Source organism: Mesorhizobium sp. M4B.F.Ca.ET.017.02.2.1, assembly GCF_003998955.1.
Classification (GTDB): domain Bacteria; phylum Pseudomonadota; class Alphaproteobacteria; order Rhizobiales; family Rhizobiaceae; genus Mesorhizobium; species Mesorhizobium abyssinicae.
In genome coordinates, this window is the sequence record NZ_RZOF01000497.1 from 1 (window position 1) to 3,285 (window position 3,285).

3 protein-coding genes and 1 pseudogene are annotated in these 3,285 nt (G+C 64.2%); 1 reads left to right on the top strand and 3 read right to left on the bottom strand.

The features are described 5' to 3' along the window. Positions 1-35: 35 nt before the first annotated feature. Both EN738_RS32665 and EN738_RS32670 read right to left on the bottom strand, forming a co-directional pair. A complete protein-coding gene (locus tag EN738_RS32665) occupies positions 36-1,181 on the bottom strand; it encodes a glycosyltransferase family 4 protein (protein WP_127287163.1) in 1,146 nt (381 codons plus the stop codon). 5 nt (positions 1,182-1,186) lie between these two features. Beyond that, positions 1,187-1,981, bottom strand: coding sequence for a glycosyltransferase family 2 protein (locus tag EN738_RS32670; RefSeq protein ID WP_127287164.1), 795 nt, complete (start codon positions 1,979-1,981; stop codon positions 1,187-1,189). A 107-nt stretch (positions 1,982-2,088) separates the two neighbouring features. On the opposite strand from EN738_RS32670, the gene EN738_RS32675 reads away from it, so the two are divergent. Beyond that, on the top strand, positions 2,089-2,298 hold the full coding sequence (locus EN738_RS32675) for a hypothetical protein (RefSeq protein ID WP_127287165.1): 210 nt from the start codon (positions 2,089-2,091) through the stop codon (positions 2,296-2,298). A 50-nt stretch (positions 2,299-2,348) separates the two neighbouring features. Here EN738_RS32675 and EN738_RS32680 read toward each other — a convergent pair. Next, a pseudogene (locus EN738_RS32680) lies at positions 2,349-3,285 on the bottom strand (hypothetical protein); the annotation flags it as partial.

Consider the following 3,285-nt stretch of genomic DNA (forward strand, 5'->3'; position numbering starts at 1 on the left):
GGTTCCCGCGGTGAAATGAGCCGCCATCATCAGCATCATGCCATCGTCGCGGGAGGCCACGATGTCACGCGTCCGGGTGGCAAGCGGACCGTGGATCGGCTGCTCAGCACATCACGATAGACGTCGCTCAGCGCTTGCGCGCACGCATCCCAGTCGGGCAGCGCCAAATCCGGGACCTCCCGATGGGCCTCCAGTTCCTCGGCCATGGCGGCGGCCAGCTCCGCCGGACCGGCGTTGCACGCAATCGCCCGGCACAGGCCATTGGCGGCCAGTTCCCGCAGACCGGACGTGTCGGTGACGAGGACCGGACGGCGCAGCGACAGGGCTTCCATCACGGCGACCGGGTGGGCTTCGTATTCGCTGAACAGCACGAATAGCCCGGCACTTGCCAGGAGGTCTGCCATTCTCTGCCGCTGTGACCCGGGAATACCCGCAATCGTGACCCGCTTCTCGAGGCCGAGCGTCGCGACAAAGCGCCGCAATTCTCCCTCGTACGGGCCTGTACCGACGATGTGCAGTCGCACGTCCGGTAACCGGCGGATCAGTTCGGGCAAGGCCGCGATCGCCCGGTGATGGCCCTTGTAGCGCTCCAGCCTGCCGCCCGAGACGATCAGGTGCGGATCGACCTTGACGCCTGGGCTCGGAGCCGGCATTGCGGCGCCGTTCGGGATGACGACAAACCGCTCCCGCGGCACGCCCATCCTCCCGCTGAAGAAGTCGGCTTCGAATTCGGAGACGCCGATCAGGCGCGCCGCCCGGGCGACCAGCGGCCGGAGCAGCATGTGCTGGGTGCTGCGCACTGCGTTGCGCAACCGGGAGGAATGCCCGCCGCTGTGGAAGGTCAGGACGAACGGCACGTGCCCGCGGACGGCCGCGAGCAGTCCGATCGGCACCACGAAAGAACTGTAGCCCTGGAAGTGGATCAGATCCCAAGTCCCGCGCCGGATCGCTGTGTAAATGCCCGGCGCCACATAGAGATCCAGCTCCCTTGGCCAGGCCGGTACGCGCTGCACATGCATGCCGCGCACCTCCTCCTCGACTGGCAGCTCCCCCGAGGGATCGGTCGTGAGCACGTCGACCGCGTGGCCACGCGCCACCAAGCGGGGACCGACCTCCTGGATGTGAGTTTCGGTTCCGCCCATAAAGGGGTAGCAGCGAGCGGCAACCATCAAGATTCGCATCAGGCTTACCCGCCCTCAGCACGGGCTGTCGCGCCCCGCTGTTGGTGCACCCTCTCACGCAAGATCGTCTTGAGGACGCGCCAGCCGTCCGGGAGGGCGCGCAGATGGCTCACACCGCTGATGCGCGGAGCCTCGAAACTCGGCACCTCGACGATGTTGAGATGGCTCTTCAAGGCCCGTACGTTGATGAGGGTCTCTATCTCGAACCCATCGCAGTCGCAATTCAGCGTGCCGAGGTGCTTGGTCCAGAAGGCTATGTATCCGTAGCATAGATCGGAGAACCAACCGCCATAGAGCAACCGCACGAACAGGGTCAGCCCCCTGTTGCCGAACATCCGGAATAGCGACATGTCGTCGGTGCCGGCGCCCTGGATAAACCGTGAACCCTTAACGAGATCTGCGCCAGCCATCAGCGCACTGACAAAGACGATCGCCTCCTCCGGGACCATGGAGCCGTCGGCGTCCAGCATGACGATGATCTCACCTGTGGCGGCCCGGAATCCCGCTTGCAATGCAGCGCCCTTGCCCCGCCGGGGCTCCATGACGACCTTCACGTCCTCGCGCAGGCGGCGCGCGACCGCGACCGTGTCGTCAGTCGAACGACCGTCCACGATAATGACCTCATGCGCCCAGTTGGGGATGCGCGGCAGAAGCCAGGGGAGGTTCTCGGCTTCATTGAGCGTCGGGACGATGAAGCTCACCCGAGGCAGTGCCAGTGCCGGCTGAAGGGCAAAATCAATCGGGTCGGCCGGCGATACGGCACCGACGTGGGCGAGATTGCTGGCGAGGCGCTCATTCATGGCAGCGCTGCGAGGTCGAGCACGGGACCCAGAGGGCGGGCTGGAAGCGCGCCAGACCACGCGCAGGCAAGTGCGCGGCCAGCGACAAGCCGCAGGGGCCATCTCCAATGAGCGCCACATACACGGATGTGCTTGATCCAACCATATGCGGACTCCCCGGCCACAACGAATATGAAGATGAGCTGAAAGAAGATTGGTGCGCCTATTGGAGCGCTTGTGGCCCCCTAAAGCTTTGGTTGCTGTACGAGCATACGAGCATTACCGGCGAAGATCTGAAATGGAAGGACGATGGATGGTTAGAAAGAGACAATAGATGATTAGCTCTTTTGGGCTATCCCATGCGCTCGACCGCTTTTGCAGCGGGTGGCTAATCCGGACGTGAGACCGGCAGGGAAACGAGTTGCCCATACGGCTCCGAGATTCCGCGCGCTCCGGAGACCGGCGCGTTCGGTACCAGCACCCGATAAGCGGTCGTGACCTCTCGCAATCCCCGGACATGTCCGAACAGGTCGATCACCTCCAAGCCGGACCGGCGGTTGTAGGTGTGACACCCGAAGGCTCCGGACCAAATGCGACCGACCGGGGTCTGGGCAAATTCCGACGCGCCGAGCGCATCGATCTGACAGAATGTCACCGCGCCGCCATAGCCGCGCGCGCAGTCTTGGACTGGGCGCATCGCGCGTCCGCCGTGTCGGATTACGGCGCCGGCGGGGCGGCTGAGCCCGGCATCGATCACAACGGGATTGGCAGCATGGGGCGTCCAAGACCCGGCCAGGCTCTCGGCATGGTAGAGGCTGAGAGTATCCCAGGCGGTGGACCTCCACAGCCTTGGGCTGACGAAAAACCAAAACCCCCCTTCGTGGCAGAGCGGCGTGGTATCGTAGCCCTCAATGCCTTCCATGAGGCAGGCCTCCCGTGTCCACCGGTAGGGAAATTCCACTGCCCTGTAGAGGCTGACATTCCTGGCCGCCCCCGATTCAGGGATCATCCAGATCTGACCATCCTGCTCGAACACGAACGGGTACGAGAGGTGATGCGGTTCCTCCACAACGATCCGGGGGGCGCCGGCTGTCCCATCCCGGTTCACTGCCACGACCGCAATGCACCCCCGGTTCCTCGAGTAGAGGAACTGCTCGACAAAGATGAAAGCCTGCCCCTGGTGCCGGAACGGGAACGGGTCGGCAAGGTAGCTGTCGGCATTTCCCGTGAGCACCCGAAAGCCTGCTTCGCCTTTGTCGAGCAGGCTCGCCGATTCATCGAAGCGCCAGCCGATCCCCCACATCCTACCGCCCCTCGCCAGAATG

Coding starts and splice junctions, on each gene's coding strand:
- EN738_RS32665 (WP_127287163.1), bottom strand. CDS start 1,181: ATGCGAATCTTGATGGTTGCCGCTCGCTGCTACCCCTTTATGGGCGGA.
- EN738_RS32670 (WP_127287164.1), bottom strand. CDS start 1,981: ATGAATGAGCGCCTCGCCAGCAATCTCGCCCACGTCGGTGCCGTATCG.
- EN738_RS32675 (WP_127287165.1), top strand. CDS start 2,089: ATGAGCGCCACATACACGGATGTGCTTGATCCAACCATATGCGGACTC.